Here is a 14,833-nt window from a genome sequence, read left to right as displayed (position 1 = left end):
ATAATTAGCGATATAGGGAGAGAAGAAAAATGACAAAAAAACCTTATAAAGTAATGGCTCTATCAGCACTTATGGCAGTATTTGCAGCAGGGAATATTATGCCGGCCCATACGTATGCAGCTGAAAGTACAGTGAAACAAGCTCCAGTTCATGCTGTAGCAAAAGCTTATAATGACTACGAAGAATATTCATTAGGACCAGAAGGCCTGAAAGATGCAATGGAAAGAACAGGTTCAAACGCTTTAGTAATGGATCTGTACGCTTTAACAATTATTAAACAAGGTAATGTTAACTTTGGTAATGTATCGTCAGTTGATGCAGCTTTAAAAGGTAAAGTGATTCAGCATCAAGATACAGCTAGAGGGAATGCACAACAATGGCTAGATGTATTGAAGCCACAGCTTATTTCAACGAATCAAAATATTATTAATTACAATACGAAATTCCAAAACTATTATGATACTTTAGTTGCTGCGGTTGATGCAAAGGATAAAGCAACTCTTACGAAAGGTCTAACTAGATTATCAAGTAGTATTACTGAAAATAAAGCGCAAGTAGATAAGTTAGTAGAAGACTTAAAGAAATTTCGAAATAAAATGACGTCGGATACTCAAAATTTCAAGGGAGATGCAAATCAAATTACATCTATCTTGGCTAGTCAAGATGCTGGAATCCCGCTTCTGCAAAATCAAATTACAACGTATAATGAAGCAATTAGTAAATATAATGCAATTATTATCGGTTCATCTGTTGCGACAGCTTTAGGCCCAATTGCAATTATCGGTGGTGCAGTAGTTATTGCTACTGGTGCAGGAACGCCGCTAGGAATCGCATTAATTGCAGGTGGTACAGCAGCTGTAGGTGGTGGAACAGCTGGAATCGTATTAGCGAAGAAAGAGCTTGATAATGCACAGGCAGAAATTCAAAAGATAACAGGACAAGTTACAACTGCCCAATTAGAAGTGGCAGGACTAACGAACATTAAAACACAAACTGAGTATTTAACAAACACAATTGATACAGCAATTACAGCGTTGCAAAATATTTCAAACCAATGGTATACAATGGGATCGAAATATAATTCATTACTTCAAAATGTAGACTCTATTAGTCCAAACGACCTTGTTTTCATTAAGGAAGACTTGAATATAGCTAAAGATAGCTGGAAAAACATTAAAGACTATGCAGAAAAGATTTATGCTGAAGATATTAAAGTAGTAGATACGAAAAAAGCATAATAGTAATTAAACTGTTACAACATTATGTATAGATAATTGATTATTGTAAAATAGAGAGCTCCTGTTCAGTAGTGAGCAGGAGTTCTTTTACCTCTAACGTTTCATATCCTCATAAAAAGAATAGGTGATAAGTATGCGTAATAATTTCTATAAAAAATGCCTTTTAACGATAATGATTGCTGGAGTGGCAACGAGTAATGTGCTTCCTTTACATCCTTTTGCAGCGGAACAAAACGTAAAAACATTGCAAGAAAATGCGAAAAATTATTCTCTCGGACCAGCAGGGTTCCAAGATGTAATGGCGCAAACGACATCAAGTATATTTGCGATGGATTCATATGCAAAATTAATTCAAAATCAACAAGAGACTGATTTGAGTAAAATAAGTTCAATTAATGGTAATTTAAGAGGGAATATGATTCAGCATCAAAAAGATGCAAAAATTAATGCGGCATATTGGTTAAATAATATGAAGCCTCAAATTATGAAAACGGATCAAAATATTATTGATTACAACAATACTTTTCAAGCGTACTATAGTGACATGCTATTAGCGATTGATCAAAAAGATAGCGTAAAGTTAAAAGCGGATTTAGAAAAGTTGTATGCGGACATTTTAAAGAATCAAAATGAGGTAGATGTATTATTAGGGAATTTGAAAGCTTTTCGCGATAGAATGGCGAAAGACACAAATAGTTTTAAAGAGGATACAAATCAATTAACAGCGATTTTGGCAAGTACGAATGCTGGTATTCCAGCTCTAGAGCAACAAATAAATACATATAACGATTCGATCAAAAAGAGTAACGATATGGTGATTGCTGGTGGTGTACTTTGCGTAGCGCTAATAACATGTCTTGCTGGCGGACCGATGATTGCGATTGCGAAAAAAGATATTGCAAATGCAGAACGAGAAATAGCCAGTTTAAAGAATAGAATTTCAGGAGCACAAGCAGAAGTGGCAATTTTGACAGATGTGAAAAATAAAACGACTAATATGACAGAAACAATTGATGCAGCAATTACAGCACTGCAAAACATATCAAATCAGTGGTATACGGTAGGTGCGAAATATAACAATTTACTACAAAACGTAAAAGGAATCAGCCCTGAAGAATTTACCTTTATAAAAGAAGATTTAAATACAGCGAAAGATAGCTGGAAGGATGTAAAAGATTATACAGAAAAATTACATGAAGGCGTGGCGAAATAAACAGCGGAGTAGTTCCACTGTTTATTTTTTTTATCCCGTTTTTTGTGAGAGCCGATCTTGTAATTTTACCCATAAGTTTGCCGTGCATTTTATCAATGTAACTTTAGGATAATGTTTGGTCAAATTGATACTAATAACCTCGATAAACTCCTGATCACGCTTTTTATATTTAATATTTTAAGTAAAAAAGCTATACTATAGGCAAAACTAAAAATTGGAAAGGAAATACTAGAACATGGAAAATTATTTGTTATTTATTCTTACAGCAATCCTAATCATAATAATGCCTGGTCCCGGTTTTGCCTTAGTTACAAAAAACACTATCTCGCATGGTAAAAATGGTGGGATAAAGACCGTCTTAGGAACGGTATCTGGAATGATGATTCATACAATAATGGCTACACTAGGACTTTCTGCCATCCTAATGAAATTTGCGATGTTATTTACATTTATAAAATATGCTGGGGCTTTTTATTTAATTTACTTAGCTGTAAAGTCAATTAAAAGTGCCTTACATAAAAAAGAAGATATGTCAGGTTCAGTAGAAATGGACTCTAAGGATATTGGAGCGCTTAAAAGCTTTAGACAAGGATTTACTACGGCGATTTTAAATCCAAAAACTACTGTGTTTTTCCTTAGTTTTCTACCCCAATTTATTGTGAGTAATCAAAATCATTTCCTCCAATTTCTTTTATTAGGAGTCACATTTACGACTTTGACAGCAATATGGTATTTACTTTATATCTCACTCATACGTCAATTAAGAACTTTTTTAAGAAAAGAAAAAGTGAACCGTACAATAGAGGGTATTACTGGCGCAGTATTGTTAGTATTTGGAGTTAGGTTGTTTTTCCAAAAATAAATATGTATATGAAAAGAGAAATAATCAATGGTGGTTATTTCTCTTATTTACTTATTCTAAAACTGCCATTTTACAATTGACTTCACACCTTCATACTAATTTTATGCCCATATCTAATTTGAACTTTAAAAATGAGTTCCTTAATAACCTGACCGGTTTGCTTTGTAAGGAAAAAAATTACATTACGGGGGCGGGCTGATAATAAGTAAGGGATGGATAAAAAACCATTGATTAAAGTTTCACTGTATATACTAAGGGGAGTAGAAGTTTAGGCAGAGAAATTTAGGGAGTCGAAATTTCTTGCATAAAGCTGTATAATGCTTGTAACGAAAGGGAAATACAGGAAAGGGTTTGTAATGAGTTACTATGGATAAGGATAAACAACAATTAAGCGTTGAAGTTGCAAGATTATATTATCAATCAGATTATAGTCAGCAAGAAATTGCTAACAAATTAAATATCTCAAGACCGACAATCTCAAGATTATTAAAGTACGCGAAAGAAAAAGGATTTGTTCAAATTAGTATAGCTGATCCGTTTGCTGATTTAGATAACGTCGGGAACTTACTTAAAGAAAAGTACAACTTGTTAGAGGCGCATGTTGTATTTTCTCCAGTGCCAGAATATGCAACGATTACTGAGTATATTAGTAAATATGCAGCTGAGTATATGGAAAAGACAGTGAAAACTGGTGATATCGTTGGTGTAAGCTGGGGAATGACGATGTATGAAATCGCTAGGAAAATCGTACCGCAACATGTGAAAGGTGTAGAGGTTGTCCAGTTAAAAGGTGGCATTAGTCACTCAAGTGTAAATACATATGCGAATGAAACGATCGCGTTATTTGCAGATGCTTTTCAAACGACGCCAAGAAATCTACCTCTTCCAGTTATATTTGATAATGCGGTGACAAAAGAATTAGTGGAGCAGGATCGACATATTCATCACATTATTGAAATGGGAAAACAAGCGAATATTGCAATTTTTACTGTCGGAACAGTGCGTGATGAAGCGTTATTATTCCGATTAGGATATTTAGATAAGGATGAAACTAGCTTACTGAAAAAACAAGCAGTCGGTGACATTTGTTCACGTTTCTTTGACGGAGATGGAAATATTAGTAGTGAAGAAATTAATAAGCGTACAATTGGAATTGAGTTAGAAGAGTTAAAGTTAAAGAAACGTTCTATTTTAGTTGCAGGTGGTAATAGAAAAATAAAAGCAATTGACGGTGCGTTACGTGGCGGGTATGCAAATGTACTAATTATAGATCAGCATACAGCGAAAGAATTGTTACATTATCAAAAAGGTTAGAAATAAAAGGCTTTCTCAAAATATTAATTTTGAGAAAGCCTTTTATTTTTAGTATGAATAAATCAATGTGTAGTACCTTGTAAAGTACTTGTAAGGAACGCTCTTTGATTGATCTCCTTTTTCAAAAATTAGTGAGTTAGCCATAATATCTCTATCTACAAAACTCCATCCATCTTGCTCCATCATATCGATAAAAGGTTCCATTTTTCCGCGCTTTACTAAGTAGGGGTATTGATTATCTATCGGTTCTACTTCCACCATTTCTTTATCTTGAATAACCATCTTAGACATAGCTAAAGCAAATGGAACTGGGTTTCCTTCTTGGAAAATAACATCCCTTTTATAAAAAATAAATATGGATAGTGAGGTGCATACTAGCAATGTGAATATAAAGAATTTTGACTTAAACAAGTGGTTCACATCCTTTATTTACAAGCTTATACTACTTTCAATGTATTACAAGAAATTCCCTTCTGAAAAAGAATGAACAAAAGTTCAAAAGTGTATTTACATTTGTTCAACTAAGGGTTAGAATGAAGTTGTTAAAAGATATGAGGAGTGAAGATAATGAACATTGCAAAGTTAATTGACCATACAATTTTAAAACCAAATTCTACAAAAGAAGATGTTATGAAAGTAATCGAAGAGGCAAAGCAATACAAATTTGCTTCAGTTTGTATTAATCCTACATGGGTAAAGCTAGCTGCTGAAGAATTAGCTGGACATGATGTAGACGTTTGTACTGTAATCGGTTTCCCATTAGGAGCAAGCACTACTGAAACAAAAGCATTCGAAACAAAAGATGCTATCGCAAAAGGTGCAACTGAAGTTGATATGGTAATCAACGTAGGTGCTTTAAAAGATGGCGACAATGAGTTCGTTGAAAAAGATATTTATGAAGTAGTACAAGCAGCAAAAGGAAAAGCTCTTGTAAAAGTAATCATTGAAACTTGCCTTCTAACAGATGAAGAAAAAGTTCGTGCTTGTGAATTATCAGTAAAAGCTGGCGCTGATTTCGTAAAAACTTCAACTGGATTCTCAACTGGCGGAGCAACTGCAGAAGATATCGCATTAATGCGTAAAACAGTTGGACCAAACGTTGGCGTGAAAGCATCTGGCGGCGTTCGTACACGTGAAGATGCAGACAAAATGGTAGAGGCTGGAGCTTCTCGCGTTGGAGCAAGTGCTAGTGTTGCAATCGTATTAAATGATGCAAAAGGTGCTACAGATAATTACTAATTAATAAAGTGTGAAAAGCAATAGATACACGTTTAAAGTAAAGTGTATCTATTGCTTTAACAATTGAAAAGAATGTAAGCGGATACGAATGGGAGGAGACGGCTTATGAAATACTTAATCGGTGTTTTAGGCCTCGTATTGATTTTAGGTATCGCTTGGCTTGCTAGTAATGATAGAAAGAAAGTCAAATATCGCCCAATCATAACGATGGTTATATTACAATTCATTTTGGGGTTTTTATTATTAAATACAAGCGTAGGGAATATATTAATTAGTGGAATAGCAGATGGTTTTGGAGAATTATTAAAATATGCGGCTGATGGTGTGAATTTCGTATTTGGTGGATTAGTAAATCAAAAAGAGTTTTCATTCTTTTTAAGTGTATTAATGCCAATCGTATTTATATCAGCTTTAATAGGTATTTTGCAACACATTAAAGTATTACCTATTATTGTGAAATCTATCGGTCTAGTATTAAGTAAAGTAAATGGGATGGGGAAACTCGAATCATATAACGCGGTAGCTTCTGCGATTTTAGGACAATCTGAAGTGTTTATTTCAGTTAAGAAACAACTAGGATTATTGCCAGAGAAAAGAATGTATACATTATGTGCATCTGCAATGTCTACAGTATCTATGTCTATCGTTGGATCATATATGGTGTTATTAAAACCGCAATATGTTGTAACCGCTTTAGTGCTTAACTTATTCGGTGGCTTCATTATTGCTTCTATCATTAACCCGTATGAAGTTACTGAAGAAGAAGATATGTTAGAAGTACAAGAAGAAGAGAAAAAGACATTCTTTGAAGTATTAGGGGAATACATTATAGATGGATTTAAAGTTGCGATTACAGTAGCAGCTATGTTAATCGGTTTCGTTGCCCTTATCGCATTCATTAATGCAGTATTTAAAGGTGTAATCGGTATCTCATTCCAAGAAATTCTTGGTTATGTATTTGCACCATTTGCATTTATTATGGGTGTTCCATGGCATGAAGCAGTTAACGCAGGGAATATTATGGCGACAAAACTTGTATCAAATGAATTTGTTGCGATGACAGATTTAGCAAAAGGAAACTTTAATTTCTCAGATAGAACGACAGCGATTATATCTGTATTCTTAGTTTCATTTGCAAACTTCTCTTCAATTGGAATTATTGCTGGGGCAGTTAAGAGCTTAAATGAAAAACAAGGGAATGTAGTCGCAAGATTTGGTTTGAAATTACTTTTCGGTGCAACATTAGTAAGTTTCTTATCAGCAACAATCGTTGGCTTATTATTTTAACAGATTCATATAATATAAAAAGGAATGGTGATTGTAATGAGAATGGTAGATATTATTGCGAAAAAACGTGATGGAAAAGAATTAACAACTGAAGAAATTAATTTCTTTATTAACGGTTATACAGATGGAAGTATTCCTGACTATCAAGCGAGTGCACTTGCAATGGCAATTTTCTTTAAAGATATGACGGATCGTGAACGTGCAGATTTAACGATGGCAATGGTTGAGTCTGGAGAAACAATCGACTTATCAGCAATTGAAGGCATTAAAGTAGATAAGCATTCAACTGGCGGTGTTGGTGATACAACAACATTAGTATTAGGACCATTAGTCGCTGCTTTAGATGTACCAGTAGCAAAAATGTCTGGTCGTGGTTTAGGACATACGGGCGGGACAATTGATAAATTAGAAGCGGTAGAAGGATTCCACGTTGAAATTACGAAAGAACAGTTCATTGATATTGTAAACCGTGACAAAGTGGCTGTTATCGGACAAACAGGAAACTTAACACCTGCTGATAAAAAGATTTATGCATTACGTGATGTAACAGGAACAGTAAATTCAATTCCTCTAATTGCAAGTTCAATTATGAGTAAAAAAATTGCAGCTGGTGCTGATGCAATCGTACTTGATGTAAAAACAGGTGCTGGTGCATTTATGAAAACCGAAGAAGATGCAAAAGAATTAGCTCATGCAATGGTACGTATCGGAAATAATGTTGGACGTCAAACGATGGCAGTAATTTCAGATATGTCACAACCTCTTGGTTTTGCGATTGGTAACGCTCTAGAAGTGAAGGAAGCAATTGATACTTTAAAAGGCGAAGGTCCAGAAGATTTAACAGAATTAGTACTTGTATTAGGTAGCCAAATGGTTGTACTTGCGAAAAAAGCAAATACATTGGAAGAAGCTCGTGAAATGCTAATTGAAGTGATGAAAAATGGAAAAGCAACTGAGAAATTTAAAGAGTTCTTAAGCAACCAAGGCGGAGACAGCTCGATTGTAGACAATCCAGAAAAAATGCCACAAGCGAAGTATGTAATTGATGTACCTGCAAAAACTTCAGGTGTGATTTCAAACATTGTTGCAGATGAAATCGGTATCGCAGCTATGTTATTAGGTGCTGGCCGTGCAACAAAAGAAGATGAAATCGATTTAGCGGTAGGATTAATGTTACGTAAAAAAGTTGGCGATGCAGTAAAAGAAGGCGAGCCGTTCGTAACGATTTATGCAAATCGCGAAAATGTAGAAGATGTAAAAGCTAAAATTTATGAAAACATTTCTATCGCTGAAACAGCAGTGGCTCCTAAATTAGTTCATACAGTTATTACTGACTAATCATAATTACATTTACTTTGAGGAGGAAATAATATGGATAAGAAAAAATATATCGAAGAAGCAAATAAGATGTTGTCAAAAGCATATATTCCGTATTCTAAATTTCCTGTTGGTGCAGCATTAGTTACGAAAGAAGGTAAAATCTATACTGGTTGTAATATAGAAAACGCTTCTTACGGTTTATGTAACTGTGCAGAAAGAACAGCAATATTTAAAGCAGTATCAGAAGGTGAGCGCGACTTTAGTTACTTAGTCATTACAGGAGAAACTGACGGACCTATTTCACCATGTGGTGCTTGTAGACAAGTTATTGCTGAATTTTGTGATCCGAAAATGCCTGTATTACTAACGAATGTAAAAGGTGATGAAAAAGAAGTGACTGTGGAACAGTTACTGCCAGGTGCTTTCTCAATTGAAGATTTAAAATAAGTTAAAAGGCCATTCCACAATGAATAGTTGCGGAATGGTCTTTTTTATTTTCAAAAAATAAAACGCAAGACTAACAATGTAATACTCTGTTCATATTCCGTTCATAAACTTTTCGTAAAATGATTGCAGTGAATAAAGAAAGTGACAATATGAATTGTCGTTCTACAGCAGGAGGAATATAATGAAGAAATTATATAATGCAGCATTCATTTACTTAATTATTGGTTTATTATCAGGTGTATTTGCAAGAGAGTATACGAAAGCGCAAGGAATTAAAGGATCCACTATGTTGCAATTAGTGCATACACACGTATTAGTGCTCGGCTTCGTATTCTTTTTGATCGCTTTAGCTCTATTTAAAGTATTTAATGTCCGTGAAACAAAAAGTTTTCGTGCGTGGTTTGTTGTTTATAATGTAGGATTAATTTTTACTATTGCTACAATGGTATTTAGAGGTCTTCTACAAGTAAATGGAACTGACTTTAATGGTTTAAGCCATATGGCTGGATTAGGTCATGTCATTATAAGTGTTGGGCTCGTTTGGTTTATGATTTTGCTCAAAAAATCTTTTAAATAGATAGGAGTGGAGAGTATGAGTTTAGCACTTTTATCAAGTATAGTAGCGGTTTGTATGGCCGTTGGAGTTAGGTTTCTTCGCTTTAAGTCAGCGAAAAAACCGGTAACGAAAAAGAAAATTATATTACCGCCAATTTTTATGAGCACTGGTGCAATGATGTACTTCTTACCAGAGTTTCGATTAACGTCTTTAGAAATAGTAGAGGCAATTAGCGTAGGACTTATTTTCTCTATATTTCTTATTAAAACATCTAAGTTCGAAATAAGAGGCGAAGACATATATATGAAACCATCAAAAGCGTTCATATTTATTTTAGTTGGTTTATTAGCTGTTCGGGTAGCATTGAAATCATATTTAAGTCAGTCGATTGATTTAACCCAATTAAGTGGAATGTTTTTCTTACTCGCTTTTGCGATGATTGTATCGTGGAGAATTGCGATGTATCGCTCGTTTACTAAATTAGAAAAGACAATAAAAAGAGCTGGAATTTCTATATAGGAATTTCAGCTCTTTTTATGTTTTATACGATTGTTTTTTTAGCTTTGATTTCATTTGCTTAATTTTAAACGTATTTGAGCATCTTGTAATGCAACTGGTGTAACGTTAAGACCATTTTGATCAACGATTTTTGTGTTTAATAAAATGGAATCTAAGCTCCCGCGAAATGTTTTTGTATAGTTTTGACGCAACATTTGTTGTTCTTGTTTTTCATCAACTGTTAATCCAGATGTTCTTTCTTTTTTTGATAATTCGTTAATACGGAATAAAATGTTTTTCATTTGTTTTCACCTCTAGTTAGATTTAATTACATTAGTTACTTACTAATGTATAGTTATTTTAACCTATCTTTTAATAAGTGTCAATGCCTATAAACATTCCTTGTTTTGTAAGTGTATGGGGTGATAAAGAATGAAAAAACTACAAATACTTGAAATAGAAAAGATGTTAATATACAATACCTAAGTAGGGTATATAGGGTGTTATTTTACTTTATGAGAGTAATAAGCAAAAAGGAGTACGTAATAATGAATTCAGTAATTTCAAGGAAAGAAACAATCATATCATATAGCATTGCAATTCTATTTATATTAGCGATGGTTACAGCTGGTGTACTATTAGATGATCCAGAAGTAATTTTGCCGGAAATAGCTGCGATGGCAATAGCTTTATGGGCATATCGTGAGCCGGGATGGCTAAGACAACCAGAAAAAATCTTTATTGCGCCGTCAATAACAGCTGTTATTGGTTTTGCAGTGAATCAAATGGATATTTCCTATATAGGAAAAGTTAGCTTAACACTTATATTAATGATGTTGTTTTTACGTGTTATTCAATCCAATTTAGCACCATCTATTGCGACAGGTTTATTACCATTAGTAACAAATGCGACGGAATGGTCATTTGTTATCTCAGTCTTCGTTTTGACATTTATTTTAATGATTGGTGTTCTTATTTTTAAATTGAATAACGGTATTGAGAGAAAAGTTAAAATCCAATATAAATATATGGTTGTATTTCTATTTTTAAATTTTGTATGGATCAGTTTATGTTGGATAACTGGTTATGAACAATTAGCGGTTATTCCGCCAATTCTAGTCGTTGTGTATGAATCACTTCAAAAACCGATGTACAATGAAAAAATGGCATTTAAACAAATAGTAGTATTAACTATATCGGCGACTGTTGGAACTTTATTGTATTTTGCAATTGATTCATGGATTGTAGTCACTTTATTAAGTATGATATTGATGCTTATTTTATTAAAAATCGTTGGAGTACGTATTCCAGCAGCGTATGCATTCCCATTACTTCCGCTCGTATTTCCTGATGAAATGATAAAGATGTTACCAGTAGGTTCATTTGTTGCAGGGGTATTTTTATTTGGTGCAGTACTACTGTATAAAAAATGGGAGATGAAGCAGAAGGGGATGCAGAAGAGTTAAAAATAATTTGTAAAAAAGGTAAGTTCAAGTCACTTGAACTTACCTTTTTTATTTATACCCAATATAAGGATATATCATAAAGTCCAATTAAAATGAGTAGTACCCCTCTATATATGAGATTTTAAGTATATGGAATAAATGTCAAGAAATTGTGGAGTGGTATGCATAATTGCGAGTGAAAGAGCGCCTAGTATGAAAGTTTTATTTTCTATATGAGCACTATTAATTGACGAAAAATTATAACAATAATAGAATGAATTGTATTGGATAATTAATTTTAAAAGCATACATAGAATGCAAGGGGGATTATTATGAAATCAACATTTTTTGCTCAAAATAGAGAACGATTAGTAAACACATTACCGGATGAATCTATTACTATTTTATTTGCTGGGCAAGCACCTCATATGTCAGCCGATGCACATTATAAATTTGTGCCGAATCGAAATTTTTACTATTTAACGGGAATCGATGAGCCAAATGTTATTTTCATGTTGAAAAAGTTTGGAAATAGTGTGGAAGAAACTCTTTTCATTGAAAAATCAGATCCAGTAACGGAAAAATGGGACGGTAAAACAGTTTCTAAAGAAGATGCAGAACAAATTTCAGGCATAAAAAAAGTTGTATATATAGAAAGCTTTGAGAAGACAATGGTAAATACACTTTTCACAGAAAATGCGAAGCATCTGTATTTAGATTTAGAGCGTCGTGAGTGGAAGGGTACTGAGACGAAAACGTTAGCGTTTGCTAAACATGTAAGAGAACAGTATCCACACGTTTTAATTGGTAATGTATATCCGCATATTTGTGAATTACGAGTGTTTAAAACGGAAGAAGAAATTGAAATCATTAAAGAAGCGATTGCTGTAACTAAAGAGGGTATTTATAACGTGCTGAAGCATGCAAAAGCAGATGTGATGGAATATGAATTAGAAGCTCATTTTGATTTTACGCTTAAATCATCTGGAATTAAACATCATGCATTCAATACAATTTTGGCGAGTGGTAAAAATGCTACAGTCCTTCATTATGAAGATAATGATGCACAAATTCAAAATGGTGATTTAGTGCTGCTCGATTTAGGTGCTCAAAAAGATTACTACAACGCTGATATTAGTTACACATTCCCAGCTAGTGGAACATTCTCTAGTCGCCAAAAACAAATATATAATATAGTGTTAAAAGCATTGAAAGAAACAACTGAGCTTATTAAGCCAGGATTAAAGTTTACTGCATTAAATGAGCATACAAAAAAGGTACTGGCAGAAGAGTGTAAAGCAATTGGTTTAATTCAAGAAGATGAAGAGTTATCAAAATACTATTATCATGGCGTCAGCCATTTCCTTGGTTTAGATACTCACGATGTAGGAACATACAAAGATAGAGTGTTAGAAGAAGGTATGGTTATAACAATCGAACCTGGTCTTTATATTGAAGAAGAATCAATTGGAATTCGTATTGAGGATGATATCCTTGTAACAAAAGATGGGTATGAAAACTTGTCAAAAGATATCATTAGAACAGTTGAAGAGATTGAAGAGTTTATGAGTGAAAATAATGTGAATGTAAAAGAAGATGAAGTTGTTACGAAATAATTATTAGAAGAGGCGCTCAATTTTGGGCGTCTTTTTATTTGGTCCATTTTAAACCTCCATATTTTCTTGAAAATTGTCTTCTATAATAATCTTGAAAAAGAAAAAGGAGGGATTTTCATTGAAGAGATTTGTATTAACAGCAGTTACAGTCTCCGTAATATCTTTAATTGCTGCATGTTCTGCGACCACGAATACAACAAATGATCATAAAAATATGGACGATAAAAAAACAACACAGACTGAAACGGCTACAAAACCATTGAAAGTTGTAAAAGGGCCAGAAGTTACTTTAGTAGCGAAAGAAGAAAAGCAAAAGCTAAGTAACGGTGTTATTGTTCCAGTCTGGACATTTAATGGCTCATCCCCAGGTCCAGAAATTAGAGTGAAAAAAGGTGAAAAGGTTAAAGTGACATTAAAAAATGAATTATCTGCACCAGTATCTATTCATTGGCATGGGTATCCTGTCCCAAATAACATGGATGGAATTCCAGGTGTGACGCAAGATGCGGTTGAAGCAGGAAAAAGTTTCACCTATGAATTTGAAGCGAACGTATCAGGAACGTATTGGTATCATTCACATCAAGATTCTGTAAATCAACTAGATAGAGGCTTGTATGGTGCTCTTATTGTAGAGGATACAAATGAAAAGTATGATAAAGATTACACATTAATGTTAGATGAATGGGTAACAGATGAAGAAGAAATTAATAAGCAGTTAAAAGAAATGACAAAAGGGAAAACAGAAAAAGCAGACGGTAATAAATCTAAGGGTAATGAAAATACGAAAAAGAATGATGATATGAAAGGCATGGATCATTCCGGTATGGACATGAAGAGTGATAAAAAAGACTCTGGCAATATGGCAGGAATGGACCATGGAAAGATGAAGATGGAAGGTCATGATATGAGTATGTATGATTTATTCACAATCAATGGTAAAAGTGGGGATTTAGTAGAACCATTAAAAGTGAATAAAGGAGATAAAGTTCGTCTTCGACTCGTTAATGCTGGTTATCTATCACATGATATACATGTTCACGGTCATGATATAAAAGTAATTGCGACAGATGGTCAACCAATAAACGATCCAAAAGTTATAAAGGATCAAGTAATTTCAATCGCACCGGGTGAACGTTATGATATTGAATTTACTGCTAATAATACTGGGAAATGGTATGTGGAAGACCACTCAGCAAATAAAGGTGCCAAAGGAATGAAAGCTGTTATTGAATATGATGGCAGCAAAGAGATGAAAGATAAAGCAGATGAAAAAGAAAAATTATCGAAATTAGATATGACGAAATATGGTGCTAAAAAATTAGGTAGTTTCACGTTAGATCAGCAGTATACTGCCACATATAATATGGACTTGAATACGCAAATGAATGGAAATGAAATGGTATATACAATTAATGGAAAGGTATTTCCGGATATTGACCCAATTCCAGTGAAAAAGGGTGATTTAGTAAAAGTAAAATTGGTAAATCGTTCTAAAATGGACGATCACCCGATGCATTTACACGGTCATTTCTTCCAAGTGTTAAGTAAAGATGGAAAACCGATAGAAGGTTCCCCAATTGTGAAAGATACATTGAACTTAAAACCAGGAGAAGAATATGAAGTAGCCTTTGTAGCAGACAATCCGGGTGAATGGATGTTCCACTGTCATGATTTACACCATGCTTCAGCCGGGATGGTAACAGAAGTGAAATATACAGATTACAAATCTGATTATGTTCCAAACCCTAACATTCCTAATAAGCCAGAATAATATGAAGCAGTTATCCGATGGATAGCT

The 14,833-nt window shown here is 33.8% G+C and carries 15 protein-coding genes; 13 read left to right on the top strand and 2 right to left on the bottom strand.

The features are described from left to right. The first annotated feature begins 29 nt into the window (after window positions 1-29). The 4 genes from nheB (at window position 30) to MR155_RS06460 (ending at window position 4,627) form a co-directional block, all read left to right on the top strand. On the top strand, window positions 30-1,238 hold the full coding sequence (gene nheB, locus MR155_RS06475; protein WP_016092835.1) for a non-hemolytic enterotoxin NHE subunit B: 1,209 nt from the start codon (window positions 30-32) through the stop codon (window positions 1,236-1,238). A 133-nt stretch (window positions 1,239-1,371) separates the two neighbouring features. Next, window positions 1,372-2,451: a non-hemolytic enterotoxin subunit C gene (nheC, locus tag MR155_RS06470; RefSeq protein ID WP_219302001.1), complete on the top strand. Its 1,080-nt coding sequence runs from the start codon at window positions 1,372-1,374 to the stop codon at window positions 2,449-2,451. A gap of 235 nt (window positions 2,452-2,686) precedes the next feature. Further along, complete coding sequence (locus MR155_RS06465; protein ID WP_242308781.1) at window positions 2,687-3,313, top strand: LysE family translocator; 627 nt, start codon at window positions 2,687-2,689, stop codon at window positions 3,311-3,313. A gap of 366 nt (window positions 3,314-3,679) precedes the next feature. Continuing rightward, window positions 3,680-4,627, top strand: a complete 948-nt coding sequence (locus MR155_RS06460; RefSeq protein WP_002086262.1) for a sugar-binding transcriptional regulator — start codon at window positions 3,680-3,682, stop codon at window positions 4,625-4,627. A gap of 48 nt (window positions 4,628-4,675) precedes the next feature. Here the strand turns inward: MR155_RS06460 and MR155_RS06455 are convergent, their stop codons facing one another. Continuing rightward, window positions 4,676-5,038, bottom strand: coding sequence for a hypothetical protein (locus MR155_RS06455; RefSeq protein ID WP_002086260.1), 363 nt, complete (start codon window positions 5,036-5,038; stop codon window positions 4,676-4,678). 156 nt (window positions 5,039-5,194) lie between these two features. On the opposite strand from MR155_RS06455, the gene deoC reads away from it, so the two are divergent. The 6 genes from deoC to MR155_RS06425 all read left to right on the top strand — a co-directional run bounded on the left by deoC (window position 5,195) and on the right by MR155_RS06425 (window position 9,995). Beyond that, window positions 5,195-5,866, top strand: a complete 672-nt coding sequence (gene deoC, locus MR155_RS06450; RefSeq protein WP_002012110.1) for a deoxyribose-phosphate aldolase — start codon at window positions 5,195-5,197, stop codon at window positions 5,864-5,866. Window positions 5,867-5,971: 105 nt separating this feature from the next. After that, entirely contained in the window at window positions 5,972-7,153 is a 1,182-nt protein-coding gene (locus MR155_RS06445) for a NupC/NupG family nucleoside CNT transporter (RefSeq protein WP_000876193.1), read from the top strand. A 36-nt stretch (window positions 7,154-7,189) separates the two neighbouring features. Next, window positions 7,190-8,491, top strand: coding sequence for a pyrimidine-nucleoside phosphorylase (locus MR155_RS06440; protein ID WP_002165965.1), 1,302 nt, complete (start codon window positions 7,190-7,192; stop codon window positions 8,489-8,491). A 33-nt stretch (window positions 8,492-8,524) separates the two neighbouring features. Then, on the top strand, window positions 8,525-8,920 hold the full coding sequence (locus MR155_RS06435) for a cytidine deaminase (protein ID WP_000358532.1): 396 nt from the start codon (window positions 8,525-8,527) through the stop codon (window positions 8,918-8,920). A 181-nt stretch (window positions 8,921-9,101) separates the two neighbouring features. Then, window positions 9,102-9,497 carry a DUF2871 domain-containing protein gene (locus MR155_RS06430; protein WP_002086252.1) on the top strand — a complete coding sequence of 132 codons (396 nt, stop codon included), beginning with the start codon at window positions 9,102-9,104 and terminating at the stop codon, window positions 9,495-9,497. A gap of 15 nt (window positions 9,498-9,512) precedes the next feature. Then, window positions 9,513-9,995, top strand: a complete 483-nt coding sequence (locus MR155_RS06425) for a CcdC family protein (RefSeq protein ID WP_242308779.1) — start codon at window positions 9,513-9,515, stop codon at window positions 9,993-9,995. Between the two features lie 50 nt (window positions 9,996-10,045). On the opposite strand, the gene MR155_RS06420 is transcribed toward MR155_RS06425, so the two are convergent. Next, window positions 10,046-10,276, bottom strand: coding sequence for a DUF896 domain-containing protein (locus MR155_RS06420; protein ID WP_002035023.1), 231 nt, complete (start codon window positions 10,274-10,276; stop codon window positions 10,046-10,048). A 246-nt stretch (window positions 10,277-10,522) separates the two neighbouring features. On the opposite strand from MR155_RS06420, the gene MR155_RS06415 reads away from it, so the two are divergent. From MR155_RS06415 to MR155_RS06405, 3 genes are all read left to right on the top strand, one after another. Next, complete coding sequence (locus MR155_RS06415; RefSeq protein ID WP_242308777.1) at window positions 10,523-11,440, top strand: hypothetical protein; 918 nt, start codon at window positions 10,523-10,525, stop codon at window positions 11,438-11,440. 311 nt (window positions 11,441-11,751) lie between these two features. Further along, on the top strand, window positions 11,752-13,035 hold the full coding sequence (locus MR155_RS06410) for an aminopeptidase P family protein (RefSeq protein ID WP_242308775.1): 1,284 nt from the start codon (window positions 11,752-11,754) through the stop codon (window positions 13,033-13,035). 118 nt (window positions 13,036-13,153) lie between these two features. Further along, entirely contained in the window at window positions 13,154-14,806 is a 1,653-nt protein-coding gene (locus MR155_RS06405; protein ID WP_242308773.1) for a multicopper oxidase family protein, read from the top strand. Window positions 14,807-14,833: the final 27 nt, after the last annotated feature.

Source organism: Bacillus cereus group sp. BfR-BA-01331, from assembly GCF_022663915.1.
Classification (GTDB): domain Bacteria; phylum Bacillota; class Bacilli; order Bacillales; family Bacillaceae_G; genus Bacillus_A; species Bacillus_A mycoides.
The sequence above is the reverse complement of the archived record's forward strand: the minus strand, read 5'-3'. Positions and strand labels throughout refer to the sequence as shown.